Here is a 22,466-nt window from a genome sequence, read left to right on the forward strand (position 1 = left end):
GAACGCGAGTTTTCACGGGCGGACCTTTCGGTTGGGGGATGGGGAGTTACGGGCCGGGGGAGACCACGTCCCGGTCGCTGCGCAGCACGGGAAGCGGCGCACCGACCATCCCGGCCGCCAGCGTGGTGCCGTCGGCCGGGTCGATCACCAGGAAGGCGCCGGTACGCCGGCTCACCTCGTACTCGTCGACCGGCAGCGGTTCCGCGACGCGGACCTTCGCGCGGCCGATCTCGTTGAGCTGCAGCGTCTCCGGGTAGTCCACTGTGGATAGCTTCTGCTCGTCGAAGCGGGAGACCAGCTCGTCCACGAACGCCTGCACCGTGCGCGCGCCGTGCTTGACCAGCACGCGGGCGCCCGGGCGCAGCGGCTTCTCCGACAGCCAGGCCAGCGTCGCGTCCAGCAGGTCGGTGGGCACCGGGGCGGTCGCGGCGGCGGCGATCACGTCGCCGCGCGCGATGTCCAGGTCGTCGGCCAGCACCAGCGTCACCGAGCGGCCGGCGGCGGCCTCGGTCAGCTCACCGTCCGGCGTGTCGATCCGCTCGACCGTCGTGCGCAGGCCGGCGGGCAGGACCACGACCTCGTCGCCCGGCCGCACCGTGCCCACCGCGACCTGGCCCGCGTAGCCGCGGTAGTCCGGGTACTCGGGCGTGCGCGGCCGGATCACGTACTGCACCGGGAAGCGGAACGGGGCGTCGTGCGGGTCCGGCGCGACCGGCACGGTCTCCAGGTGCTCCAGCAGCGTCGGGCCGGAGTACCACGGGGTGTGCGCCGAGCGCTCCACCACGTTGTCGCCCACCAGGGCGGACACCGGGATCGCCAGCACCGATCCCTCGGCGTAGCCCAGCGACGTGGCGTGGTCGGTGAACTCCTTCGCGATGACCCGGAAGGTCTCCTCGTCGTAGTCCACCAGGTCGATCTTGTTCACCGCGAGCACCAGGCGCGGCACGCCGAGCAGCGCGAGCACCGCGGCGTGGCGGCGGGTCTGCTCGATCACGCCCTTGCGCGCGTCGACCAGCAGCACGGCCAGCTGCGCCGTGGAGGCGCCGGTGACGGTGTTGCGGGTGTACTGCACGTGGCCCGGGGTGTCGGCGAGCACGAACGACCGCTTCGGCGTGGCGAAGTAGCGGTAGGCGACGTCGATCGTGATGCCCTGCTCACGCTCCGAGCGCAGGCCGTCGACCAGCAGCGACAGGTCCGGAGTGGACAGACCGCGGTCGACGCTGGCGCGGGTGACCGCGTCCAGCTGGTCGGCCAGGACCGACTTGGTGTCGTAGAGCAGACGGCCGACGAGCGTCGACTTGCCGTCGTCGACGCTCCCGGCGGTGGCGAGCCGCAGCAACGAGCTCATCAGAAGTACCCCTCCCGCTTGCGGTCCTCCATGGCGGCCTCCGACAGGCGGTCGTCGGCCCGGGTGGCGCCGCGCTCGGTGAGCCGGCTCGCCATCACCTCGGCGATCACTTCTTCGACGGTCGACGCCGTCGACTCCACGGCGCCGGTGCAGGAGCCGTCACCGACCGTGCGGTAGCGCACCGTCAGCTCCTTGACCTCTTCGCCGTCACGCGGACCGCCCCACGGTCCCTCGGTCAGCCACATGCCGTCGCGCTGGTAGACCTTGCGCTGGTGGGCGTAGTAGATCGAGGGCAGCTCCACCTTCTCGCGCGCGATGTAGTTCCACACATCGGCTTCGGTCCAGTTGGAGAGCGGGAACACCCGCACATGTTCCCCCGGACGGTGCCGTCCGTTGTAGAGGTTCCACAATTCGGGACGCTGACGGCGCGGGTCCCACTGCCCGAACGCGTTGCGCAGGCTGAAGATGCGCTCCTTGGCCCGCGCGCGCTCCTCGTCGCGGCGCCCGCCGCCGAACACCGCGTCGAACTTGTGCTCGGCGATGGTGTCCAGCAGCGGTTGCGTCTGCAGCGGGTTGCGGGTGCCGTCGGGACGTTCGGTCAGGCGGCCGTCGTCGATCCAGTCCTGCACGTTCGCGACGATCAGCCGCAGGCCGTACTTCTCCACGACGGCGTCGCGGAACGCGATGACCTCGTCGAAGTTGTGCCCGGTGTCCACGTGCAGCAGCGGGAACGGCACCGGCGCCGGCCAGAACGCCTTGATCGCCAGGTGCAGCAGCAGGGTCGAGTCCTTGCCGCCGGAGAACAGGATCACCGGCCGGTCGAACTCGCCGGCCACCTCCCGGAAGATGTGGATGGCCTCGGATTCCAGAGCAGCGAGGTTGTCGGTCGCTGCGTCGGTCGCGGCTGTGGTCACTTCCCTCTCCCTACGCGTGCAGGCCGCACTCGGTCTTGGACTTGCCGGCCCAGCGGCCGCTGCGCGGATCGGCGCCCGGCGCCACCTTCGCGGTGCACGGGGCGCAGCCGATCGACAGGTACCCCTCGCCCACCAGCGGGTTCTGCAGGATGCCGTGCTCGTCGATGTAGGCGTTGAACTCCTCGTCGGTCCACGGCGCGATCGGGTTGACCTTGACCAGGCCGTTGCGGTCGTCCCAGGTGACGATCGGGGTGTTCGCCCGGGTCGGGGCGTCCACCCGGCGCACGCCGGTGACCCACGCGGAGTAGTTCGACAGCGTCTTGCGCAGCGGCACCACCTTGCGCAGGTGGCAGCACAGGTTCGGATCCCGCTCGTGCAGCTTCGGCCCGTACTCGGCGTCCTGCTGCGCCACGGTCTGCTCGGCGGCCGCGTTGACGATCGTCACGTCCGGGTACACGGTCGCGACCGCGTCCCGGGTGCCGATCGTCTCGGCGAAGTGGTAGCCGGTCTCCAGGAACAGGACGTCCACATCGGACTTCACCTTGGTGGCGAGGTCGATGAGCACCGCGTCCTGCATGTTGGAGGCGACGATGAAGTCGTCGCCGAAGGTCTCCGCGGTCCAGCGCAGGGCCTCCAGCGCGGTCGCGTCGGCCAGCTCGGCGGACGCCTTCTCCGCCAGTGCCTTCAGTTCTTCGGTCCTCGTCGCGGTGGTCACTTGCTCGCTCCTTCCGGAAAGCGCAGCCCGATGAACTTGACGGTGAAAACGCGGCGGCAGGCGCCGCAGAGCCAAGCCCCCTCTTCCTCGGGACGCAGGTCCTCGTCCCCGCAGTACGGGCAGTGGAACGGGGTCGCCCGCTCACTCATCGGAGATCGGCCTCGTCGGCGCGGGCCACCCACTGCGGGAAGCGCTCGCCCTCTTCCCGCTGACCCAGGTAGTTGCGCACGACCCGCTCGACGTAGCCGATCAGCTCGTCGCCGGTCACCTTGTGGCCGCGCAGCTTCCGGCCGAACCCGGCGTCCAGGCCCAGCCCGCCGCCCAGGTGCACCTGGAAGCCCTCGACCTGGTTGCCGTCGTCGTCGGTCACGATCTGGCCCTTGAGGCCGATGTCCGCGGTCTGGATGCGCGCACACGAGTTCGGGCAGCCGTTGATGTGCACCGTGACCGGGTTCTCCACCTGGTCCTGGATGTCGGCCAGCCGCTCCTCCAGCGCGGTCACCAGCTCCTTGGCGCGCTGCTTGGTCTCCACGATCGCGAGCTTGCAGAACTCGATGCCGGTACAGGCCATCACGCCGCGGCGCCACGGGCTCGGCTGCGTGGGCAGGCCGAGCTCGGCCAGCTCCGCCTGCAGGCCCGGCACGTCCTCCTCGGCGACGTCGAGCACCAGCAGCTTCTGCAGCGGGGTGAGCCGCACCCGGTTCGACCCGGCGCGCTCGGCGGCCTTCGCCACCTTGATCAGGGTCGAGCCGGACACGCGGCCGCCGATCGGCGCGGCGCCGACGTAGAACTTGCCGTCCTTCTGCCTGTGCACGCCGACGTGGTCGTGCTGCACCGCGGGCACCTCGGGCGCGGGGCCGTCGATCAGCTTCCGCTTCAGGTACTCGTCCTCCAGCACCTGGCGGAACTTCTCGGCGCCCCAGTCCTTGACCAGGAACTTGATCCGGGCGCGCGAGCGCAGGCGCCGGTAGCCGTAGTCGCGGAAGACGCTGATCACGCCCTCCCAGACCTCGGGGACCTCGTCGCGCGGCACCCACGCACCCAGCCGCTGGCCGATCATCGGGTTGGTCGACAGGCCGCCGCCGACCCACACGTCGAACCCGGGACCGTGCTCGGGGTGCACGACGCCGACGAACGCGACGTCGTGGATCTCGTGGGCCACGTCCGGCAGCCCGGACACCGCGGTCTTGAACTTGCGCGGCAGGTTCGCGTACTCCGGCTTGCCCAGGTAGCGGCGCTTGATCTCGTCCACGGCCGGGGTGCCGTCGATGACCTCGTCCGCGGCGATCCCGGCGACGGGGGAGTTGAGGATGACCCGCGGGCTGTCGCCGCACGCGGTCATGGTGGTCAGGCCGGCGCCTTCGAGCTTCTCCCAGATCGTGGGCATGTCCTCGATCCGGATCCAGTGGTACTGGATGTTCTGCCGGTCGGTGATGTCGGCGGTGTCGCGGGCGTAGGTCTGCGAGATCTCCCCGATCAGCGCGAGCTGCTCGATGGTCAGGTCGCCGCCGTCGATGCGGACGCGGAGCATGAAGTACTCGTCGTCCAGCTCCTCCGGCTCCAGCGTCGCGGTGCGGCCGCCGTCGATCCCGGGCTTGCGCTGCGTGTAGAGGCCGTACCAGCGGAACCGGCCACGCAGGTCGCCCGGATCGATCGAGTCGAAGCCGCCCCGCGCGTAGATGTTTTCGATCCGCGATCGAACGTTGAGCGGGTGGTCGTCCTTCTTCGAGCGCTCGTTCGGGTTCAGCGGCTCGCGGTAGCCGAGGGCCCACTGGCCCTCACCACGACGCTGCCGGGCGCGCGGGGTTCGGGCGGCGGCAGGGTTGTCGCGCGTCGGCGAAGCCATGTTCGAGTCCTTCCGGGGCTTTCGCGAAGGCGCCGCGCGCACGGATATGCCCTGGTCGAACCCGTGGTGAGGGGGTAGGCAGTCCGCGGCGTGACGGCGCCCGCTGGTCCTAGCTGGGTGGCGGTGGCGGCGTCAGTTCGTCTCGCGGCACAGGGCGCTGGCGACACGCCGGAAGTCGACGTGGCGACGCACCACGAGGAGCACTCCGGCATAAGTCACCAAGACAGCGTGCCACGCTGCTCACGATGTGGTCCAGCCCGCACCGCATGCTGGGATACGCATCACGCTGAAAAAATCTCCGGCACACTGGCGCGCGGGATGGATCAGGGACACTGGAACCGTGAGTGAGACTTCCGCCCCGGCGGCCTTCGCGCTGCCGGAGCACGCGCTGGCCGGGCTGGGGACGCGGCCCTTCGGCGTCTACGTGCACGTGCCCTTCTGCGCGACCCGCTGCGGGTACTGCGACTTCAACACCTACACCGCCGGTGAGCTGGGCACGAGCGCCTCGCCCGAGTCGTGGCTGGAGGGCCTGCGGCGCGAGCTGGACCTGGGCGCGCGGGCGCTGGGGAACGCGCCGGCGGCCGAGACGGTGTTCGTCGGCGGCGGCACCCCGTCGCTGCTGGGCGCGTCCGGGCTGGCCGACGTGCTGGACGCGGTGCGGAACGCGTTCGGCCTGGCGCCCGGTGCCGAGGTCACCACGGAGTCGAACCCGGAGTCGACCTCGCCGGAGTTCTTTTCCGGGCTTCGCGCGGCCGGGTACACGCGCATCTCGCTGGGGATGCAGTCGGCGGCCCCGCACGTGCTGCGGATCCTGGACCGCACCCACACGCCGGGCCGCCCGGTGGCCGCCGCGCAGGAGGCCAGGGCCGCGGGGTTCGAGCACGTGAACCTCGACGTCATCTACGGCACGCCGGGGGAGCGGACCGCCGACCTGCGCGCCTCGCTCGACGCGGTGCTGGCGGCCGGGGTGGACCACGTGTCGGCGTACTCGCTGATCGTCGAGGACGGCACCGCGCTGGCCCGGCGCGTGCGGAAGGGCGAGCTGCCCGCGCCGGACGAGGACGTGCTGGCGGCGGACTACGAGCTGATCGATTCGGTCCTGTCGGCGGCGGGGCTGACCTGGTACGAGGTGTCGAACTGGGCGGCGTCGGAAGCCGCCGCGTGCCGGCACAACCTGGGCTACTGGCGCGGCGGCGACTGGTGGGGCGCCGGGCCGGGCGCGCACAGCCACGTCGGCGGCGTGCGGTGGTGGAACGTGAAGCACCCGGCGCGCTACGCCGCGGCGCTGGCTTCCGGCGGGTCGGCGGAGGCCGATCGCGAGGTGCTCACGCCCGAGGAACAGGCGTTCGAGCGGATCATGCTGGAGCTGCGGCTGGCCGAGGGGCTGCCGCTGTCCGCGCTGGACGCCGCCGGCGTGCGCGAGGCCGAGACGGCGGTGGCGGAGGGGCTGCTGGACGCCGTCGCCTTCGCGGACAAGGGGCGCTGCGTGCTGACCTTCCGCGGCCGCCTGCTGGCCGTCGGGCTGGTGCGGCGCCTGGCGGCCTGAAGTATCCGCTCGCGGCGATCGTCGCGGCGCTGCTAGCTTTTCGCGGTACCTGGTGACTTCGGGAGGTCGAGGAATATGGCTGTCAGCGGCCGTCCTTCGCCTGCCCGTTTTCTCTCACCAGGAGTTTTCCTTGTCCTTGAGCACTGGTCGTCTGCTGCTGCGCCCGTGGACTTCGGCGGAGGCCGCCGCCGTCCGCGCGGGTGACCGCCTGCCGGACTGGGCCGCCGACTTCCCCGCGGAGGGTGACGTCGTGATCGCCGGGCTGCTCGCCGAGCGCCCGGACTGGCTCGCCGAGTTCGGGCACCACCTGATCGTCGAGCGGGCCAGTGGGCTCGTCGTGGGGTCGATCGGCCTGTTCTGGCCGCCCGAGGACGGCGTCGTGGAGATCGGCTACGGCATCGTGCCCAGCCGCCGCGGACGCCGCTACGCCGTGGAGGCCACGGCGGCGCTGACCCGGTTCGCCCTCACCTCGCCGGTGGTGCGCAGCGTGTCGGCCCGGGTCGAGCGCGCCAACCCGGCGTCGGTGGGGGTGCTGGAAGCGGCCGGGTTCACGTGCGTCTCCGACGACGGGGACGTGCTCCGCTACAGCAGTCGCGCGTGACCTCGGCGCATTGACCGGTCTCCAACCGTCGCGGTGTGACCCGGATCGCATTCCGGAAAAAGTGCGATCCGGGTGCAACCGGCACGCGCGGTGCGCGCATCTGCTGTTCGTGCACTTCGACGACTTCGCCCGCGAGCAGCTGCCGGGGCTGGTGCGGTTCGCGGCGGTCCTGACCGGGGACGCGGACCTGGCGCAGGACCTCGTGCAGGAGGCGCTGGTGCGGGCCCACGAGAAGTGGGCCCGGGTCGCCGAGACCGACCGGCCGGACCTCTACCTGCGGAAGATGGTCGTCAACGGGCACCTGTCGTGGCGGCGCCGCTGGTACCAGCGGGCGGTGCGGCCGGTGGCGGACCCCACGTGGTTCCGCGAACCGCACGCCGCCGATCCGGCCGGCCGGATCGCCGACGGTGCGCAGCTGAAGGAGCTGCTGTCGGGGCTGAGCCGGTCGCAGCAGGCCGCCATCGTGCTCCGCTTCTACGAAGACCGGGACGACGACGAGATCGCCTCGGTCCTGGGCTGCGCCGTGGGAACCGTGCGCAGCCACATCTCCCGCGGCCTGTCCGTGCTGCGGGTCCGCCTGGGCGCCGAGATGGAGGTGGCCTGACCATGTCCGACATGCGGAAACTGAGGGAAGCGCTGAAGACGCGGGAAGCGCTCGCCCCCGATCCCGACGCGGTGCTCGCCGGGGCGCACGGCCGGATCCGGCGCCGGCGCACCCAGCGGCGCGTGGCCGGCGCGGCGGCCGCGGTGGCGGTGGTGATCGCCGGGGCCGGCGCCGGGATGAGCCTGTTGCGCCCCTCCGGCGAGCCGGAGTCGATCGAGGCCGCCGCCGGGGCGGCCGACCTTCCGGTGCCGGCGCCGGCGTTGCCCTTCACGGTGGACAACCTGCCGCCCAGCCTCGAACTGAGCAGCTGGACCGTCGCCGGCGGCTCGGCGAGCGGTCGCTACGAGGGGTACTACGGCACGACCATGGAGATCAGCGTCTCCGAGGCCGGACCGGACGTCGCCGACACGGGCACCGTGACGTACCTGAGCGGTGGGGCGGCGCGGGCGCAGCTCCGGATCGAGCCCGGCAAGGTGGTCACGGTCGTGACGGGGAGCAGGCAGTTTCCGGAAGCGGGACTGCTGGAGATCGTGAAGTCGGTCCGGCTCGTGCCGACGCCGGTGCATTCGATGCTGCGCACGCTGCGAGCGCCGGCGGGGCTGACGGTGCGGCAGTGGAGCGGCGGCGCGGAGGCCGAGTACCTGACGCTGTGCCCGGCCGAGGTGCCGCTGAAGACGCCGGCGCGCACGGACGGGCGGTGCTACGAGATCACAGTGACCAGTGCCGGGGCGCCCGTGCCCATCACGACCAAGGCGTTGACGCCGCTGCCGCCGGGCAAGACGGTGCGGCGGCTCCTCAACGGCGGCACGGTGCTCACGGTGAGCACGGAGCTGGGCGCGGAGGCGGTGATGGAGGCGATCTCCACGTCCGCGGTGGGCAGCTGAACCGGATCCCGCAGGACCGTCCACTCCGGACACGGGGCCGGTGCGCGCGAGGATGCGGTGATTACCGGAGCGAGTTCCTGGATACCCGGCGCGCGGAGCAGGGTGTCGGCCCACCGAGCGGCTGCGCCGCGAGATCGCCGGTTACTCCCGCCGGATTAGGGTAGCCTAACCGCGCACGTGGTGGACGGAGTGAGGAGCGGCGTATGGCAGGCAAGTCCCGGCCGGCGGTCCGGTTGCGGGTGCTGCGCACCCAGCGGCTGACACCGCACATGATCCGCATCGTCGCCGGTGGGCCCGGGTTGGCCGGTTTTCAGCCGAACGAGTTCGCCGACGCGTATGTGAAGATGCTGTTCCTGCAGGAGGGTGTGGAGTACCCGGAGCCGTTCGACATGGGTGTCATCCGCGCCGAGATGCCGCGCGAGCAGTGGCCGGTGATGCGGACCTACACCGTGCGCTACTACGACCCGCGCGCTGGGGAGCTGGCGCTGGACTTCGTGCACCACGGCGACCAGGGGCTCGGCGGCCCGTGGGCGGCGGCCGCGCGGCCGGGGGACGAGCTGCTGCTGCTCGGGCCGGGCGGGGCCTACGCGCCCGGCGAGGAGGCGGACTGGCACCTGCTGGCCGGCGACGAGAGCGCCCTGCCGGCGATCGCGGTGGCGCTGGAGATGATGCCGGCGGGCGTGCCGGTGAAGGTGTTCATCGAGGTGGCGGACCCGGCGGAGGAGCAGCCGCTCGCCACCAAGGGCGACGCGCAGATCCGGTGGCTGCACCGCTCCGCGGGCGACGACCTGGTGGCCGCGGTGCGTGCGCTGGAGTTCCTCCCGGGCACGGTGCAGGCCTTCGTCCACGGCGAGGCCGGTTTCGTGAAGGAGCTGCGCCGGTACCTGCTCGGCGAGCGTGGTGTGCGCAAGGACCTGCTGTCGACCTCGGGCTACTGGCGCCGCGGCAAGACGGACGAGGAGTGGCGAGCGGAAAAGGCGGCGGAGCGCGCCGCCGAGGAGGCCGCCGCCCGCTGATGGCTGGGGTGACTGGCCGTGCCGGCCGGTCACCCCGGGTGCTTGCGAGCGCGTTTTCGCGATCCGTTATTGTCTTCTCCAGCGCGCCGGATCCCCGGCGCAGGCGGACGTAGCGCAGCTGGTAGCGCATCACCTTGCCAAGGTGAGGGTCGCGGGTTCGAATCCCGTCGTCCGCTCTCGAGACCCACCCGGGTCCATTCCGCGCGATTAGCTCAGCGGGAGAGCACTACCTTGACACGGTAGGGGTCACTGGTTCGATCCCAGTATCGCGCACCCCCTTCTTCCACGCCGGCCCGTCGGCAGCGCCCCCTGGTTCGTGCACGTCGCGGTTCTTCCTGCCCGGGACGCCAGGGAACTTCGAGTGGCGCGCACTACTCAGTTGAGGTCGTCTCTTGGCCGAAACTGAGGAAGACCTACATGAACCACGTGAGAGTTCCCGTGCTGATCGTCGGCGGCGGGCCGGTGGGGTTGTCCAGCGCGCTGTTCCTCGGCCGTCACGGTGTGCCGACGATGCTGGTCGAGAAACGGGAAGCGACCTCCCAGCTGCCGCGGGCGCCCGGACTTCAGGCCCGCACCATGGAGTTCTTCCGCGCCGCCGGGGTGAGCGACGCGATCAGGTCGCTCGAGGTGGGCGACTCGCACGCCTACTTCGAGGGCGGCATCCTGCAGGTGCGGACCTTCGCCGAGATCGACGACGCCGTGGTTCTCGAAAAGCCTTCGCTGGACGGGCCGGACATCAGCCCGGAGCGGGTGATGGGCTGCGGCCAGGACCGGTACGAGCGGGTGCTCGTCGAACTGGCCCGGGACGCGGGCGCCGACGTCCGGTTCCGCACGCGCCTGCTGTCGTTCGGCCAGGACGACGACGGTGTGACCGCGGTGGTGCAGGACACGCGGACCGGTGAGCAGACCACCGTGCTCGCCGACTACCTGATCGGTGCCGACGGGGCGAGCAGCCGGACCCGCGAAGTGCTCGGGTTGCGCCGTTCCGGCCGGGGAACCGTCTTCAACGCGCTCAGCATCTACTTCCGCGCCCCTGAACTGGAGGAGCTGCTCAAGGGGCGCAAGTTCATCCTGTGCTACGCCACCGCCGCGCCCGGGACGCTGATGGGTCTGTCCCGCCTGCACGGCGTCGACCCCTGGCTGGCCGCGCCGCTGTACTACCCGGAGCGTGGGGAGACGCCGGAGGACTACACCGACGAGCGGTGTGCCGGCATCGTCCGGACGGCCGCGGGCAAGGCCGACATGAAGGTCGAGATCGTGGCCAAGGTGCCGTGGCACGGCGCGCAACTGGTCGCCGAGACCTTCCGGCGCGGCCGGGTGTTCCTCGCCGGGGACGCCGCCCACCTGCACCCGCCCGCCGGCGGATTCGGGGCCAACACGGGGATCCACGACTCGCACAACCTCGCGTGGAAGCTCGCCGCGGTGCTGCGCGGCTGGGCTGGCGAGGCCCTGCTGGACAGCTACGACGCCGAGCGGCGCCTGGTCGGCGAGGCGATGGCGGAGCAGGCGATGGTGCGCAACCGGATCCGGCACGGCCACGCCGACGAGAAGACGCGGGCGGCGATGGTGGACGACATCATCATCACCCTCGGGTACCGGTACAAGTCCGGCGTCATCACCGGCGGCGACGCTGCCGCGCCCGTGCTCACCCCGAAACTCGAGCTGACCGGGCAACCCGGCACGCGCGCTCCGCACGTCTGGTTCCACCGGGACGACGAGCGCGTCGCGGCCGCGGACCTGTTCTGGGACGACTTCGTCCTCCTGACGGGCGCCGGCGGTGCGGAGTGGGCGCGGGCCGCACGGGACGCGGCCACAGCCCTGTCCGTTCCACTTCGGACCTACCTGATCGGCGACGGCGGTGACCTCACCGGCGCCGGACGGGACTGGGCGCACGCCTACGGCGTCACCGACCGGGGTGCCGTGCTGGTGCGTCCGGACGCGTTCGTGGCCTGGCGTGCGCCGGGACCGGTGCCGGACCGGCGCGGCGTGCTCACCGGCGTGCTCACCGGCGTGCTCGCGCGCGCCTGCGGGCTTTCGTCGCCGGGTGCGCCGCGATGAGCGCGGCGGGCACCGTCTCGCTGCACCGGATGCCCCGCTGGTACCGGACGCTGTTCACCAGTGATGCGTTGGAGCGCTTCGGGTTCTACGGGTTGCAGGCCACGCTCGTGCTGTACGCCTCCGCGCCGGAGGCCGAGGGCGGTCTCGGTCTGGGTACCGCCGACGCCGCATCGCTGTTCGGCGCCTGGATCGGTTTCATGTTCATGCTCTCCCTCGCGGGAGGCTGGCTCGGCGACCGGGTTCTGGGCAACCGGCGAGCGCTCATCGCCGGTTGCGTGGTCAACGTGGTGGGCTACCTGTGCCTGGCCGTGCCCGCGGGGTGGGGCGCCGTGATCGGCCTGCCGCTGGTCGGACTCGGCGGGGCGGTGTACAAGCCGAACCACCAGGCGATGATCAACCTGATGTTCGGCGGCAGCGCGGGCCGCGAACGGGGCATCTCCCTGATGTACCTGGCGACTCAGGTCTCCGCGCTGCTGGCCCCCGTCGTGGTCGGGTACCTGGGCGAGCGGGTCAGCTGGAGCCTCGGGTTCGCGGTCGCGGCGTTCGTCCTGCTGGTCACCGCGGTCCAGCTCACCGCGAGTGCCGGGTCCTTCGGCGACGTCGGGCGGCGCCCCGGACGCCCGCTGACACCGGACGAGCGCCGGCACGTCGTTCGGCGGTACGGCATCGCGGGTGTCCTGCTCGTGGTGGCGCTGATCGTGCTGGGGCTGGCCGGCCTGCTCGGCGCCGGGCAGGCCATCGCGCTGGTCGGTGTGCTCAGCGTGATCGTGCCGATCGTCGGCTACGTGCTGCTGTACCGGAACCGGGCGCTCGACGGCGACGACCGGCGCAGGCTGCGGGCGTTCCTCGCCGTGTACCTCGGCGCCACGCTGTTCTGGATGATCGTCGCGCACGCCGCGTCCCTGCTGAACCTGTTCGCGCGGGACCACGTGGACCGGAACGTGCTCGGGGTGGAGATCCCGGCGAGCTGGATGCAGGCCGCCACACCGTTGCTGATGCTGCTGCTGGCGCCGGTGCTCGCCGTCGCGTTGCCCGCGCTCGGTGGCCGTCACCACGTCGCGGTCAAGCTCGCCACCGGGCTCCTGCTGGTGGGAGCCGGGTTCCTGGTGATGGCGGTCGCGATGGCACTCACCGAACCGGGCACCCGGGTGTCACCGCTGTGGCTGGTCGTCGTCTACTTCACCCACGCGTGCGGCGAGATCATCATCGCCGCGGTGACCATCTCGGCCGCCGCCGATGTGCTCCCGCCCGGCTTCCTCGGGCGCACGCTCGGCATGTTGTGGTTGTTCGCCGGGCTCGGCGGGGGCCTGGGCAGTGCCCTGGTGCGGCTCGCCGCGGTGATCCCGGAATGGCTCTACTTCCTCGGACTCGGTGTCGTGGCGATCGCGTGCGGGCTCGCCTTCGTCGCGGGTCGCCGCGCGTTGGTCGCCGGGCTGACCGCGGGCCGCGGCGAGATCGCGTCCACTCCGGACAGACAAGGGCAGGAAGGGCCGGCATGAACGGAACAACCGCCACCGCCACCCCGGTGGTGACCGGCATCGGCGTCGTGGCGCCGACCGGGATCGGCGTCGAACCGCACTGGCAGGCGGTGCTCGCAGGCAAGTCGGGCATCAGCCGCATCAGCCGGTTCGACGCGTCCGGGTACCCGGTCCGGGTGGCCGGTCAGGTGCCCGGCTTCGTCGCCGCGGAGCGGTTGCCCGGCAGGCTGATCCCGCAGACCGACCACTGGACCCATCTGGGACTGGCGGCGGTGGAGGCGGCGCTGGCCGACGCCGCGGTGAACCCGGCCGATCTGCCGGAGTACGAGATGGCGGTGGTCACCGCGAGTTCGTCCGGCGGCACCGAGTTCGGTCAGCACGAGATGGAGCGGCTGTACCAGAAGGGTCCCTCGTGGGTCGGCGCGTACCAGTCGATCGCGTGGTTCTACGCGGCCACCACCGGTCAGGTGTCGATCCGCCACGGGATGCGCGGACCGTGCGGTGTGTTCTGCGGTGAGCAGGCGGGCGGCCTGGACGCGCTCGGGCAGGCCCGGCGGCTGGTGCGGCGTGGCTCCCGCCTGGTGGTCACCGGCGGCACCGACGCCTCGCTGTGCCCGTACGGCCTGGTCGCGCAGCTCGCCGCCGGACGATTGTCCACTGTGGATGATGTTGCGCGGGCGTACCTGCCGTTCGACGTCGACGCATCCGGCTACCTTCCGGGGGAGGGGGGAGCGATGCTCATCGTCGAGAGCGCTGCCGCCGCCGAGGAACGCGGCGCGGACGGTTACGCGACCCTCGCGGGGTATGCCGCCGGCTTCGATCCGCCGCCGGGCTCGTCCCGCCCGCCGGCCCTGCGCCGGACCATCGAGCGCGCCCTGGCCGATGCCGGCGCCACACCGGCGGATGTGGACGTCGTGTTCGCCGACGCGGCCGGGACGCCCGCCGACGACCTCGCCGAGGCCGCAGCCATCAGCGCCGTGTTCGGCCCGCGCGCGGTGCCCGTGACGGCACCCAAGACGCTGACCGGCCGGCTGTACGCCGGTGGCGCGGCACTCGACGTGGCCACGGCGCTGCTGTCGTTGCGGGACGGGATCGTGCCGCCGACCTTCGGCCCCGCCCGGCTGGCACCGGGGTGTGACATCGACCTGGTGCTCGGCCAGCCCCGTGACACGAGGCCGCGGACGGCGCTCGTGCTCGCCCGTGGACACGGGGGATTCACCGCAGCGGTAGTGCTCCGGAAGCGACAGGGAGGGAGAACATGGATCTCGGACTGAAGGACAAGAAGGCGCTCGTCACCGGCGGAACCCGCGGCGTCGGACGCGGAATAGTGCTGGCGCTCGCCGCGGCGGGCGCCGACGTGATCACCTGCTACCGGCAGGACGGGGAAAACGTCGGTTCGCTCGAACGCGATCTGAAGGAGACCGCCGGCCGGCACGCGGTGCTGCGTGCGGACCTCACCGACCCCGCGCAGATCGCCGGGCTGGTCGAGGAGTGCCGCACCCGGTTCGGCCGGCTGGACCTGGTGGTCAACAACGCCGCCGTGATCAAGCACGTGCCCTACGGCCAGCTGCCGCTCGAGGAGTGGCAGCGCACGATCGACACGAACCTCACCGCCGTGCACCTCGTGGTCCAGCACGCGCTGCCACTGCTGGGCGAGGGGGCCTCGGTGGTCGGTATCAGCTCCAAGTCCATCGAGGTCGGCATCCCGCTGCGGGCCCAGTACACCGCGACCAAGGCAGCGCTGCACGGTCTCAACCGCACCCTGGCCAGGGAGTTCGGCTCGAAGGGCATCCGGTTCAACCTGCTGTCGCTGGGCATGATCCACACCGAGGCGGTCGACGAGATGCCCGCCGGGCAGCGCGAGCAGATGCTGGCCAAGTACAGCGGCATGACCTCGCTCGGCAGGCTCGGCACGCCGTCGGACGTCGCGGGCGCGGTGCTGTGGCTGGCCAGCGACCTGTCCCGCTACGTCACCGGCGCGGTCATCCCGGTGGACGGGGGGATCTCGTGAGCGGCAGCGTGTTCCGGGTCGTCCTGCGCATGGAGATCGAACCGGGGATGGAGCGCGACTTCGAACGCGTGTGGCTGGAGATCGGGGATTCGGTGACCACCCACCCGGCCAGCCTCGGCCAGTGGCTGGCGCGCGACGCCGACGATCCGGGCGTCTACTACATCACCAGTGACTGGGTGGACGAGCCGCGGTTCCGCGAGTTCGAAACCAGCCGGCGGCACATCGAGCACCGGCGGAAACTCCACCCGTACCGCACCGGCGGATCGATGAGCACCATGCACGTGGTCGCCCACGTGCCGGGAGCGGCGACCGCGCCGACGCACCGGGACTGGGAGGCGGCCCGGTGAGCGGCGTGCGCGTGTTGCTGTACCACGCGACGGACGACGTCGCCGGCATCGAAGCGGCCTACCACGAGGCGAGTGCCCGGCTCGCCGGGGTGCCGGGACTGCTCTCCAACGAGCTGCTCAGATCGGTCGCCGACCCCGCCGGCTTCGTGGTGGTCAGCTCATGGGCCGGCCTGGACGAGTTCCAGGAGTGGGAACGGGGACCGGACCACAAGAACCAGACGGCGCCGTTGCGCCCGTACCGGGACACCCGGATGAGCCGCCCCTTCGGCGTCTACCGGGTGACGGCGTCGCACCAGTGACCGGACAGGGAAAGGGGCTGCGCATGACCGAGGCACGTCAGATGAGTTCCTGGGACGCCGAGATGACCAAGCTCGGTGCCGAGGGGGCGATCGACATACTCTGCCGGGGGCTCGCCGACGCCGTCGCCGCCGCACCACGCCTGCCGAGCCGGGCGTCCGTGCGGTTCGGCTGCGCGAGCATCGAGGTGGAATGGCCGGATGCGCCGGACGAGCGGCTGGACGTCGAGCCACCAGCGGCGGACGCACCGGCCACCGGCACCGGCAACCGCTTCGTGGTGCGGTCGGAGCTGGTGGGCACGTTCTACCGGGCCCCGGAGCCGGCCGCGAAGGCGTTCGTGGAGGTGGGGGACTTCGTCGAAGCCGGCCAGCAGGTCGGCATCGTGGAGGCGATGAAGCTCATGAACCCGGTGTGCGCCGGTGCGGCGGGCAGGGTGGTGGAGATCCTCGCCGGCGACGCCGAGTCCGTCGAGTACGACCAGCCGCTGATGGTGCTCGAGCCCGGCGAACAGGACTGAACGACGACGCCGGGGACGCACGTCGGATGCGTCCCCGGCGCCGTCGTGCCCGCTAGGCGGGACGGGCCAGGACCATGGCGCTCTGGAACCCGCCGAAGCCGCTCCCGACGCTGAGCACCACGTCCATCTCGTGCTCGCGCGCGATGACCGGCACGTAGTCCAGATCGCATTCCGGATCGGGGTGGTGCAGGTTCGCGGTGGGCGGGACGACCTGCCGGTCCAGCGCCAGCGCGCACGCCGCGACCTCCAGCGAGCCGATCGCGCCGAGCGAGTGGCCGACCATCGACTTGATGGAGCTGACCGGAACCTCGTAGGCGCGGTGACCGAGGCTCCGCTTGAAGGCCGCGGTCTCGTGGCGGTCGTTCTGCTTGGTGCCGGAGCCGTGGGCGTTGATGTAGTCCACGTCGGCGGGGGCGAGCCGCGCCTGGTCCAGCGCGACGCGGATCGCCTCGGCCATCTCGCGGCCGTCCGGCTTCAGCCCGGTCATGTGGAACGCGTTGCTGCGGCTGGCGAACCCCTCGATGCAGGCGTAGATGCGGGCCCCCCGGCGCCGGGCGGCGTCGGCGTTCTCCAGCACCATGACCGCGGCGCCTTCCCCCAGCACGAAACCGTCCCGTGTCGCGTCGAACGGGCGCGAGGCGTGCTCGGCGTCGTCGTTGTTGGGTGAGGTGGCCCGGATCGCGTCGAAGCACGCCGAGGTGATGGGGGACAACGGGGCGTCCGTGGCGCCCGCGAGCACCACGTCGGCCGAGCCCTCTTCGATCAGCGCCGCCCCGTGCCCGACGGCGTCGAGCCCGGACGTGCACCCGGTGGAGATGAGCGTGACCGGGCCCTCCGCACCCACCTCCCAGGCCACCTCGGTGGCCAGCGTGCTCGGTACCATGTAGCCGTAGAGGTGCGGCACGCCGTAGCTGTGGTCCACCAGCCAGCGACGGCCGTCGTCGGAGAGCACCGTGTACTCCTCCTCCAGGCCCATCGTGCAGCCGACCGCGCTGCCGATGGACACGCCCGTGCGTTCCGGGTCGAGCGCGGCGAAGTCCAGGCCGCTGTCGAGCACCGCTTCCCGCGCGGACACCGCGGCGAACTGGGCGGCCCGGTCCATCCGCCTGATCTGCCGCGCCGACAGCCCGGCGGCCTTGGGGTCGAAGTCCGCCTCGGCCGCGATCCGGGAGCGGAATCCCGCCGGGTCGAACAGGGTGATCCGGCGGGTTGCCGTGCGGCCGTCGGCGAGCAGCCGCCAGAACGCCTCGCGGCCGACGCCGCCCGGCGCGACGACGCCGATGCCGGTGATCGCGGTCCCGCCGGTCACCGGGGACCACCGATCTCCGGGCCCGGCTCGGCCGGCGCCGTGGGCTGCTCGGTGTCGACGTGCCCGAGGTCGGGGCGCGGAGCCAGTGGGGACAGGTGGAAGACGGCGCGCGCGAGCTCCAGGCCGACGTTCACCAGGCGGTGCCGGACGCCGATCGGAACCAGGAGCGAGTCGCCGGGGCCGAGCCGGACCGGCGCGCCGTCCAGGGTCATCTCCAGGTCGCCCGCGACCACGTGCAGGAACTCCTCGGAGTAGGGGTGGTAGTGCTCGGTGATCACCTCACCGGGCCCGAGGTGGAGCAGGCCGCCGAACCCGGAGGTCGAGCCGACCGTCTTCGGGCTGAGGGTGACCCGGATGTCGCCGCCCCGCCGGCGGTTGGGCACCGCCTGCTCGGCGTTGACCTTCAGGGCACCGGCCTCGCAAGAGCGCCGCGGAGCTGTCACCGCACCCTCCCGTGCTCGGCGGTCCACACGTAGAAGGGGGTGGCCATCGCGTCCTTCGGTTCCTTCCAGCCGGGGTCGTAGGGCGCGACCAGGCTCGCCAGTCTGGTGTTGACGTCCTGGTAGAGCGGGTGGCTGCGGGCCCGGTACAGGTTCGGCGAGATGTCCTGCCCGGCCTCGACCAGGTGGAAGTAGAGGTCGTGGAAGCTGAACAGGGTCCGCCGGGTCACGCCGACCAGGTGCGGCAGCTCGGTCGCGTCGGACTCGGCGAAGGTCTCCGCGATGGGGCGCGTGTCGGGATTCCTCAGTTTGGCGACGATCAGTGTCCGGTGCACGGTCGGGCCTCCTACGGACGGGACGAAGGACGGCGACCATGCTCGCCGCGCGCGGTGGAGCGCGGCTCGAAACGGGCTCCACGCCGGGGACGCGGCAGGGCGGCGGTCAGCAGCAGCGCGAGCACCAGCACGCCGATCGCGACGGCCATGGCGGTCACGGCGGCCGCGGCGAACCCGGCGCCCGTCCGGCTGAAGAACACCGTGCCCAGCAGGGCGATCCCGGCTGCCGTTCCCAGTTGGACGGTCGTGTTCACCACGCCCGAGGCCGACCCCGCCTGCTCCGGCCCGACCTGCGACATGGAGATGGCGAACAGGGAGTTGAGCACCCCGCCGACACCCAGCCCCCACACCAGGGTCGGTCCCAGGAGGGCCGTCGGGGACAGGCCGCCGCCGAGGCGCACGACGAGCACGGCGATCAGGGCCAGGCCCGCGAGCATCACCACGGTTCCCGCTGCGGTGAAGGTCCCGCCGTATCGCGGCGCCAGCCGCATGGCGACGACGTTGCCCACCACGATGCCGGCCGCCGCGGGGACGAACGCCAGCGCCGTCGCCAGCGGCGAGTAGGCGAGTCCGAGCTGCAGATGGAGGGTGAGGACGAAGAACACGCCGACGGCCGTGTTCGTGCAGAAGGTCACCGCCTGCGCGGTCAGCAGGCCACGGCGGCGCAGCAGCCCGGGTGCGATCAAGGGTTCGCCGCCGCGGCGAGCCGCGGCGCGCTGCTGGGCGGCGAACAGCGCGAGGAGCGGCACCGCGGCGATCACCAGCGCGACGAGCCACCACGGCCAGCCCTGCTCGCGGCCCTGGACGAGGGGGTAGAAGATCGCGAACAGCCCGGCGGTGAGCAGGGCGAGCCCGGCCAGGTCGAGACGCCGCCCGGAGGTGCCGGGGCGATCGGGTACGGCCAGCAGCGCGCCGACGACGGCGAGCACACCGAACGGCACGTTGACCAGGAAGACCGCTCGCCAGCCGGTGTCGAACAGGTTCGCCTGGGTGAGCAACCCGCCGACCAGCGGGCCGCCGATGCCGCCGACCGGGAACGCGATCGAGTAGTACATCATCGCCTTCGGGCGCTCGTCCTCGGCGAATTCGGCGTGGATGAACGACAGCACCTGCGGCACCATCAGCCCGGACCCGATCCCCTGCACCACGCGCGCGGCGATCAGGATCCCGGCACCGGGGGCGAGGCCGGCGCCGGTCGAGGCGAGGATGAACACGGTCATCCCCACCAGGAACAGGCGCTTGCGGCCGTACCGGTCACCCAGCCGGCCGCCGGTGATCAGCGTGAGCGCGAATCCCAGCGCGTAGCCGGCGGAGATCCACTGCAGCGCGGCCTCGCCCGCGCCCAGCCGCCGCTGGATGGCCGGCAGCGCGACCGTGACGATCTGGTTGTCCACCATGTCCACGAGCACGGCCAGCACCGTGACGGCCAGTCCCCACCACCTGAGCGGATGTCTCTCCACGAGACTCATCGTCAGCGCGGCCGCTGCGCCGTGTCAACCAGTTGCTTGATTCACTTAGACGTCCGGTTGAATGTGCTGCCGGGAGGTATGATCGCGGGCGTGTCTGCGCCGAAGCCGAAGCCCCGCCGATCACCGAGCCCCCAGGAGCGGCAGCGCGATCCGGCACGCACCCGCAAGCTGATCCTGGACGCGGCGGCGGCCGAGTTCGCCGCGAACGGGTACGCCGGCGCCCGGATCGGCGCGATCGCGGCCCGGGCCGGGGTGAACCAGCAGCTGATCTCGTACTACTTCGACGGCAAGGAAGGGCTCTACCGGGCCATGTCGGAGCGGTGGCAGCAGCGGGAGGCCGAGCTGGTGCCGTCCGGCACCCCGCTGCCCGAGCAGCTGCGCCGGTACGTGCTGGAGGCGCTGAGCAACCCGGACGAGGTGCGGTTGCTGGCGTGGAGCGGCCTGGAGTACGACGGCCCCGACAGCGACCCCGACCACGCCCCGCGCTCGGCCAGGATGCAGCACAGCGTCGACGAGATCGCCGCGTTGCAGGAGAACGGCGCCTTGCCCGCCGAGGTCGACCCGGCCTGCCTCACGATCATGCTGATGGCCGCGGCGATGGCTACCACGACGCTGCCGCACGTCGTCGAGGGGCTGTGCGGGGTCGACCCCCGGTCGCCGGAGTTCGTCCACCACTACGCCGACCAGCTCGCACTGGTGTCCCGGCTGATCGGGCTGGACCCGGCGTAGGCGCACCCCGCTCCCGCGCGTCGAGGAGCTGTCGAGTCCCCGTCGAGGCCCGCTGCCGACGATGCGGTGGACCGACTTTCCGCGACACGCTGGAGGCCGTATGTGCGGCATCACCGGTTGGGTGGACTTCGCCCGGGACCTGACCAGCGCACGCCCCACGGTCGAGTCGATGACGCGGGCGTTGCGCAACCGGGGCCCGGACGCCGAGGGGTTCTGGCTCGACCGCCACGTCGCACTCGGCCACACCCGGCTCGCCGTGATCGACCTCGCCGGCGGCGCGCAGCCGATGGTGGCGGAGGAGGGCGGCCGCACCTCCGCGGTGCTCACCTACGGCGGCGAGGTCTACAACTTCAGGGCACTGCGCGACGAACTGCGCCGCGCCGGGCACGAGTTCCGCACCGACAGCGACACCGAGGTCGTGTTGCGCGCGTACCGGGAATGGGGCGCGGACTGCGTGCGGCGCCTGGAGGGCATGTTCGCCATCGCCGTCTGGGATCCGCGGCGCGAGGAGCTGTTCCTGGCCCGCGACCGCCTCGGGATCAAGCCGTTGTTCTACGCGCCCCTGCCCTCGGGCGTGCTGTTCGGATCCGAACCCAAGGCGCTGCTGGCCAACCCGCTGATCCGGCCGGTGGTCGATCGCGAGGGGCTGCGTGAGCTGCTGTCCACCGCCAAGACCCCGGGCCGGTCGGTCTTCCGCGACCTGCGCGAGCTGAAACCGGGCCACAGCCTGGTCGTGAGCCGTCGCGGTCTTCGCGAGCAGCGGTACTGGGAGCTGCGGGCCGAGCCGCACACCGACGACCTGGGGACCACGATCGACACGGTGCGGACGCTGCTCGACGACATCGTCCTCCGCGAACTGGTGTCCGATGTGCCCCTGTGCACCGCCCTGTCCGGCGGGCTCGATTCCAGCGCGCTCACCGCGGTCGCCGCCGCCATCCTGGACGAGCAGGGCGGCCGCCGGGTGCGCACGGTCACCACGAGTTTCGAGGGCTACCACGACAACTTCCGCGCGGACGACACCCGCAGCGCACCGGACGCACCGTACGCGGCCGAGGTCGTGCGGCGCGTCGGATCCGACCACGTGGACATCCTCCTGAACACCGCCGACCTCACCGACCCGGCGACGCGGCTGGCCGCCGTGCGCGCGCAGGACATGGCCACCAGCTACGGGGACATGGACGTGTCCTTGCACCGCACCTTCCGGCGCATCCGGCAGCACAACACGGTGGCGCTCATCGGTGAGGGCGCGGACGAGACGTTCGGTGGCTACATCTGGCTGCACCTGGACGAGTACGCGCAGGCGCCGACGTTCCCGTGGGTGGCGATGGAGCAGCTGCACGAGGCGTGCCGTCCCGCCGGGATGGGACGCGGCCTGCTGGACGCCGGCCTGCTCGACAAGGTCGACATGGCCGGCCACTACGCCGACAGCTACCAGCAGGCCTGCGCGGAGGCGCCGCACCCGGACGGGGAGAGCGCGCTCGACCACCGGATGCGCGAGCTGTGCTACCTGCAGGTGACGCGGTGGCTGCCGATGCTGCTCGACCGGGACGACCGGCTCAGCATGGACTCGGGGCTCGAGGTGCGGGTGCCGTTCTGCGACCACCGCCTGGTCCAGTACCTCTACAACGTCCCGTGGGCGATGAAGACCTTCGACGGCCGCGAGAAGAGCCTGCTGCGGGCCGCGCTGGCCGGGCGTCTGCCCGAGCGGGTCCTGCAGCGGGCGAAGAGCCCGTGGCCGGTCACCCAGGACCCCGCCTACACCCGGGCCCTGCAACGCGAGCTGTCCGGGCTGCTCGCCGCCGACTCGCCCGTGCTGTCCCTGGTCGACGCCGGCGCTGCCCGGCGCGCGATCACCGACACCTCCGAGATCGCCTTCGGCTGGCACAGCCGGATGAACATCGAGCTCGTGCTCCAGCTCGACCTCTGGCTCCGCGACTACGACGTCGATCTGGCGCTCTAGGCCGTTTCGAGCCCACCCAGCCAACCTGGCACACACCAGGAG

24 protein-coding genes and 2 tRNA genes are annotated in these 22,466 nt (G+C 71.9%); 16 read left to right on the top strand and 10 right to left on the bottom strand.

The annotated features are described in order from the left end of the window. Window positions 1-46: 46 nt before the first annotated feature. The 6 genes from D0D15_RS16175 to D0D15_RS37815 form a co-directional block, all read right to left on the bottom strand. Complete coding sequence (locus D0D15_RS16175; protein WP_115944540.1) at window positions 47-1,348, bottom strand: sulfate adenylyltransferase subunit 1; 1,302 nt, start codon at window positions 1,346-1,348, stop codon at window positions 47-49. Then, window positions 1,348-2,262 (bottom strand): sulfate adenylyltransferase subunit CysD, encoded by a 915-nt coding sequence (gene cysD / locus D0D15_RS16180; protein WP_094008788.1) that lies wholly within the window; start codon window positions 2,260-2,262, stop codon window positions 1,348-1,350. Before cysD ends, D0D15_RS16175 begins: the two co-directional genes overlap by 1 nt. A 10-nt stretch (window positions 2,263-2,272) precedes the next feature. Then, window positions 2,273-2,977, bottom strand: a complete 705-nt coding sequence (locus D0D15_RS16185) for a phosphoadenylyl-sulfate reductase (protein ID WP_094008789.1) — start codon at window positions 2,975-2,977, stop codon at window positions 2,273-2,275. Then, complete coding sequence (locus tag D0D15_RS37020) at window positions 2,974-3,126, bottom strand: Insertion element protein (protein WP_094008790.1); 153 nt, start codon at window positions 3,124-3,126, stop codon at window positions 2,974-2,976. Before D0D15_RS37020 ends, D0D15_RS16185 begins: the two co-directional genes overlap by 4 nt. Next, complete coding sequence (locus D0D15_RS16195; RefSeq protein ID WP_115944541.1) at window positions 3,123-4,823, bottom strand: nitrite/sulfite reductase; 1,701 nt, start codon at window positions 4,821-4,823, stop codon at window positions 3,123-3,125. The genes D0D15_RS37020 and D0D15_RS16195 overlap by 4 nt, the downstream gene beginning before the upstream one ends. A 132-nt stretch (window positions 4,824-4,955) precedes the next feature. After that, window positions 4,956-5,042: a putative leader peptide gene (locus D0D15_RS37815; protein ID WP_369794296.1), complete on the bottom strand. Its 87-nt coding sequence runs from the start codon at window positions 5,040-5,042 to the stop codon at window positions 4,956-4,958. Between the two features lie 121 nt (window positions 5,043-5,163). Here D0D15_RS37815 and hemW point away from each other — a divergent pair, with 121 nt between their 5' ends. The 14 genes from hemW to D0D15_RS16265 all read left to right on the top strand — a co-directional run bounded on the left by hemW (window position 5,164) and on the right by D0D15_RS16265 (window position 16,182). After that, window positions 5,164-6,369, top strand: coding sequence for a radical SAM family heme chaperone HemW (gene hemW / locus D0D15_RS16200; protein ID WP_162830588.1), 1,206 nt, complete (start codon window positions 5,164-5,166; stop codon window positions 6,367-6,369). Between the two features lie 136 nt (window positions 6,370-6,505). Continuing rightward, window positions 6,506-6,970, top strand: coding sequence for a GNAT family N-acetyltransferase (locus D0D15_RS16205; protein ID WP_094008792.1), 465 nt, complete (start codon window positions 6,506-6,508; stop codon window positions 6,968-6,970). Window positions 6,971-7,079: 109 nt separating this feature from the next. Continuing rightward, window positions 7,080-7,574 (top strand): SigE family RNA polymerase sigma factor, encoded by a 495-nt coding sequence (locus tag D0D15_RS16210; RefSeq protein WP_094008831.1) that lies wholly within the window; start codon window positions 7,080-7,082, stop codon window positions 7,572-7,574. 11 nt (window positions 7,575-7,585) lie between these two features. After that, window positions 7,586-8,458 carry a hypothetical protein gene (locus tag D0D15_RS16215; RefSeq protein ID WP_162830586.1) on the top strand — a complete coding sequence of 291 codons (873 nt, stop codon included), beginning with the start codon at window positions 7,586-7,588 and terminating at the stop codon, window positions 8,456-8,458. 203 nt (window positions 8,459-8,661) lie between these two features. Continuing rightward, on the top strand, window positions 8,662-9,474 hold the full coding sequence (locus D0D15_RS16220; protein ID WP_094008794.1) for a siderophore-interacting protein: 813 nt from the start codon (window positions 8,662-8,664) through the stop codon (window positions 9,472-9,474). A 103-nt stretch (window positions 9,475-9,577) separates the two neighbouring features. Next, a tRNA-Gly gene (locus D0D15_RS16225) sits at window positions 9,578-9,650 on the top strand. A gap of 25 nt (window positions 9,651-9,675) precedes the next feature. Then, window positions 9,676-9,747, top strand: a tRNA-Val gene (locus tag D0D15_RS16230). A gap of 144 nt (window positions 9,748-9,891) precedes the next feature. After that, the gene (locus D0D15_RS16235; RefSeq protein WP_094008795.1) at window positions 9,892-11,532 is read left to right on the top strand and encodes an FAD-dependent monooxygenase; all 1,641 of its coding nucleotides are present in this window, start codon (window positions 9,892-9,894) and stop codon (window positions 11,530-11,532) included. Next, the gene (locus D0D15_RS16240; protein WP_094008796.1) at window positions 11,529-13,031 is read left to right on the top strand and encodes a peptide MFS transporter; all 1,503 of its coding nucleotides are present in this window, start codon (window positions 11,529-11,531) and stop codon (window positions 13,029-13,031) included. Before D0D15_RS16235 ends, D0D15_RS16240 begins: the two co-directional genes overlap by 4 nt. Then, window positions 13,028-14,284, top strand: a complete 1,257-nt coding sequence (locus D0D15_RS16245; RefSeq protein WP_094008797.1) for a ketosynthase chain-length factor — start codon at window positions 13,028-13,030, stop codon at window positions 14,282-14,284. Before D0D15_RS16240 ends, D0D15_RS16245 begins: the two co-directional genes overlap by 4 nt. Beyond that, complete coding sequence (locus tag D0D15_RS16250; RefSeq protein ID WP_094008798.1) at window positions 14,269-15,021, top strand: SDR family NAD(P)-dependent oxidoreductase; 753 nt, start codon at window positions 14,269-14,271, stop codon at window positions 15,019-15,021. The genes D0D15_RS16245 and D0D15_RS16250 overlap by 16 nt, the downstream gene beginning before the upstream one ends. Then, window positions 15,018-15,368: an antibiotic biosynthesis monooxygenase family protein gene (locus tag D0D15_RS16255; RefSeq protein ID WP_255407964.1), complete on the top strand. Its 351-nt coding sequence runs from the start codon at window positions 15,018-15,020 to the stop codon at window positions 15,366-15,368. The genes D0D15_RS16250 and D0D15_RS16255 overlap by 4 nt, the downstream gene beginning before the upstream one ends. After that, the gene (locus D0D15_RS16260; protein WP_094008799.1) at window positions 15,365-15,667 is read left to right on the top strand and encodes an antibiotic biosynthesis monooxygenase family protein; all 303 of its coding nucleotides are present in this window, start codon (window positions 15,365-15,367) and stop codon (window positions 15,665-15,667) included. Before D0D15_RS16255 ends, D0D15_RS16260 begins: the two co-directional genes overlap by 4 nt. 23 nt (window positions 15,668-15,690) lie before the next feature. After that, complete coding sequence (locus D0D15_RS16265) at window positions 15,691-16,182, top strand: acetyl-CoA carboxylase biotin carboxyl carrier protein (RefSeq protein WP_198958391.1); 492 nt, start codon at window positions 15,691-15,693, stop codon at window positions 16,180-16,182. Window positions 16,183-16,234: 52 nt separating this feature from the next. Here D0D15_RS16265 and D0D15_RS16270 read toward each other — a convergent pair whose 3' ends face one another. The 4 genes from D0D15_RS16270 to D0D15_RS16285 are packed head-to-tail and all read right to left on the bottom strand — an operon-like array spanning window position 16,235 to window position 19,726. Next, window positions 16,235-17,491, bottom strand: a complete 1,257-nt coding sequence (locus D0D15_RS16270) for a beta-ketoacyl-[acyl-carrier-protein] synthase family protein (RefSeq protein WP_094008801.1) — start codon at window positions 17,489-17,491, stop codon at window positions 16,235-16,237. Beyond that, the gene (locus tag D0D15_RS16275; RefSeq protein WP_369806854.1) at window positions 17,488-17,934 is read right to left on the bottom strand and encodes a cupin domain-containing protein; all 447 of its coding nucleotides are present in this window, start codon (window positions 17,932-17,934) and stop codon (window positions 17,488-17,490) included. The genes D0D15_RS16270 and D0D15_RS16275 overlap by 4 nt, the downstream gene beginning before the upstream one ends. After that, window positions 17,931-18,266, bottom strand: coding sequence for a TcmI family type II polyketide cyclase (locus D0D15_RS16280; RefSeq protein WP_094008802.1), 336 nt, complete (start codon window positions 18,264-18,266; stop codon window positions 17,931-17,933). The genes D0D15_RS16275 and D0D15_RS16280 overlap by 4 nt, the downstream gene beginning before the upstream one ends. Window positions 18,267-18,277: 11 nt before the next feature. Beyond that, a complete protein-coding gene (locus D0D15_RS16285) occupies window positions 18,278-19,726 on the bottom strand; it encodes an MFS transporter (RefSeq protein WP_158224481.1) in 1,449 nt (482 codons plus the stop codon). A gap of 99 nt (window positions 19,727-19,825) precedes the next feature. On the opposite strand from D0D15_RS16285, the gene D0D15_RS16290 reads away from it, so the two are divergent. Beyond that, window positions 19,826-20,464, top strand: coding sequence for a TetR family transcriptional regulator (locus D0D15_RS16290; protein ID WP_233157530.1), 639 nt, complete (start codon window positions 19,826-19,828; stop codon window positions 20,462-20,464). A gap of 100 nt (window positions 20,465-20,564) precedes the next feature. After that, window positions 20,565-22,424, top strand: coding sequence for an asparagine synthase (glutamine-hydrolyzing) (gene asnB, locus D0D15_RS16295; protein WP_094008805.1), 1,860 nt, complete (start codon window positions 20,565-20,567; stop codon window positions 22,422-22,424). The last annotated feature ends 42 nt before the right edge of the window (window positions 22,425-22,466 follow it).

The organism is Amycolatopsis thermalba, from assembly GCF_003385215.1.
Lineage (GTDB): Bacteria > Actinomycetota > Actinomycetes > Mycobacteriales > Pseudonocardiaceae > Amycolatopsis_E > Amycolatopsis_E thermalba.

What these genes read in the sequence shown, in the direction of transcription:
- D0D15_RS16265 (WP_198958391.1), top strand. Translation starts at nt 15,691, where the DNA reads ATGACCGAGGCACGTCAGATGAGTTCCTGGGACGCCGAGATGACCAAG.
- D0D15_RS16240 (WP_094008796.1), top strand. Translation starts at nt 11,529, where the DNA reads ATGAGCGCGGCGGGCACCGTCTCGCTGCACCGGATGCCCCGCTGGTAC.
- D0D15_RS16175 (WP_115944540.1), bottom strand. Translation starts at nt 1,348, where the DNA reads ATGAGCTCGTTGCTGCGGCTCGCCACCGCCGGGAGCGTCGACGACGGC.
- D0D15_RS16250 (WP_094008798.1), top strand. Translation starts at nt 14,269, where the DNA reads ATGGATCTCGGACTGAAGGACAAGAAGGCGCTCGTCACCGGCGGAACC.
- D0D15_RS37020 (WP_094008790.1), bottom strand. Translation starts at nt 3,126, where the DNA reads ATGAGTGAGCGGGCGACCCCGTTCCACTGCCCGTACTGCGGGGACGAG.
- D0D15_RS16195 (WP_115944541.1), bottom strand. Translation starts at nt 4,823, where the DNA reads ATGGCTTCGCCGACGCGCGACAACCCTGCCGCCGCCCGAACCCCGCGC.
- D0D15_RS16245 (WP_094008797.1), top strand. Translation starts at nt 13,028, where the DNA reads ATGAACGGAACAACCGCCACCGCCACCCCGGTGGTGACCGGCATCGGC.
- D0D15_RS16220 (WP_094008794.1), top strand. Translation starts at nt 8,662, where the DNA reads ATGGCAGGCAAGTCCCGGCCGGCGGTCCGGTTGCGGGTGCTGCGCACC.
- D0D15_RS16215 (WP_162830586.1), top strand. Translation starts at nt 7,586, where the DNA reads ATGCGGAAACTGAGGGAAGCGCTGAAGACGCGGGAAGCGCTCGCCCCC.
- asnB (WP_094008805.1), top strand. Translation starts at nt 20,565, where the DNA reads ATGTGCGGCATCACCGGTTGGGTGGACTTCGCCCGGGACCTGACCAGC.
- D0D15_RS16235 (WP_094008795.1), top strand. Translation starts at nt 9,892, where the DNA reads ATGAACCACGTGAGAGTTCCCGTGCTGATCGTCGGCGGCGGGCCGGTG.